The 1,873-nt window shown below is 59.2% G+C and carries 1 protein-coding gene; it reads left to right on the top strand.

Features of this window, described 5'->3' with window-relative positions:
* The coding region (locus ACEK02_RS10310) for a TonB-dependent receptor (RefSeq protein ID WP_371421617.1) at positions 1–1,858 on the top strand (1,858 nt) is incomplete at its 5' end.
* Between the last annotated feature and the right edge of the window lie 15 nt (positions 1,859–1,873).

Genomic DNA, 1,873 nt, shown 5'->3' with positions numbered 1-1,873 from the left:
CTTCTTCCCGTCGAACACGATCGAGACGCTCATCGTCGATCGTGGTCCGGGCAATGCGAGCCAGCTCGGCCAGGCGACGTTTGGCGGCACCTTCAACCTGTTCAGCCGCGCTGCGCGCGACAGCTTTGGCGGGTCGTTGGAGGGCACCTATGGCAGCTTCAACACGTATCTTGGCCGCGCGCTTTTGCAGACCGGCAAAATCGACAAACTCGGCGGGGTGCAGGCCGTATTCACCGGACAATATGTCCATAGCGACGGGCGCTCGACCTATTCGAAGTATGAAAATTACAATCTGTTTGGCAAGGTCATCGTGCCGATTGGCCCGGATGTGAAGTTGACGCTGCTCGGCACCTACAACAAGAACCATTTCAATCAGGCAGACAGCGATGGCTCGACGCTGGCGCAGCAAGCGCTGTTCGGCAAATATTATGCGTTGAACAACGACCCCAAGACCTCCCAATATTACGGCTACAATCGCACCGAGAAGACGACCGATTTCGAAATCGTCAAGCTCGAAGCGAACCTCGCACCCGGGGCAGTGTTCGAGAACCGCGCTTATACCTATTATTACGACAACGAAACGCTGTCGGCCAACGACGTCACCACATTGCCGGGCACGGTTTATACGACAACCGCCGCCGATGGTAAGACCAAGATCACCGGCGATATCCCCGGCTATACCAAGACCAATAAGTATCGCGTGTACGGCGACATCGCCAAGGTGCGCATCGATATCGTGCCGTTCGCAACGCTGACGGCGGGCGCGTGGCTGGAGTGGAGCCACACCTATCGCCAGCAGCGCGATGTCGACCTGACGACCGGCGCATTCAACTATGTTGAGAAAGCGGTGATCGCCCCGCAGCCTCCCGCCCAGGCGCTCAACCCCGGCGCTGCGACGCCGCTCTACATCAAGTTCGACCAGAATTCGTCGGGCAACCATGCCGAGGAGTTTGCGGAGCTCGAACTGCGCCCGATCGAAGGGCTGAAGATCACGCCCGGCTTCAAGCATGTCGATTTCACCCGCAAGATCGACGCACTCTACAACCAAACGACGCGCTACGCGCAGCGCTTCTCCATGAGCTACAGCGCAGACCTGCCGTTCGTCACCGTCAATTATCAGCCGGTCACCAATTTCAGTGTCTATGGTCAATATGCCAAGGGCTTCCTCGCACCGCCGCTCAGCCAGCTCTACGTGGCACGTCCGGGCCTCTCGATGGTCGAGCCGCAGAAATCGACCAACTACCAGGTGGGCGCGGTCTATCACGGCAGCCATCTGTCGGTTGACGTCGACCTTTATGTCATCAATTTCACCAACAAGTTCGTCAGCGTTGCAGCCGCCCCCGGATCGACCGACGGCACCACCTTCGTAAATATCGGCGGCGCTTTGTACAAGGGTGTCGAGGGGCAAGTGACCTATGCGTTCGGCAATGGCTTGGCGGTGTTCGCCAACGCCTCGCGCAACTACGCCAAGACCAACCCGTATAACGATCCAGCCACCGGTGTGCTCCAGCCGCGCACGATCGTCGCCAAGGCACCGTTGTCGACGGCGGCTGCCGGTGCGATCTACAAATCCGGGCCGTATCGCTTCTCGGTCACCGATAAATGGACCGGGCCGCAATATGCCGACCTCGCCAATTTCGCGCGGCTCTCGCCCTATAACACCGTCAATCTCGCGGCGAGCTACGACATTGGGCCGTTCCGCATCGGCGTGGACGTGACCGATCTGCTTGATTCGCAGAAGATCGTGCAGTTGTCCGGCACCGCTGCCAGCACAACCGCACCGATCAATCCGAACACCACGCAAGTCTATTACCAGCCCGGCCGCGCGATCACCGGCCAGATCACCTACACCTTCTGATGAAGCGGGCCCTTC

Source organism: Tardiphaga sp., from assembly GCF_041424195.1.
Classification (GTDB): Bacteria; Pseudomonadota; Alphaproteobacteria; order Rhizobiales; family Xanthobacteraceae; genus Tardiphaga.
Note: the sequence above shows the minus strand (reverse complement) of the source record. Positions and strands in the feature narration are given on the sequence as shown.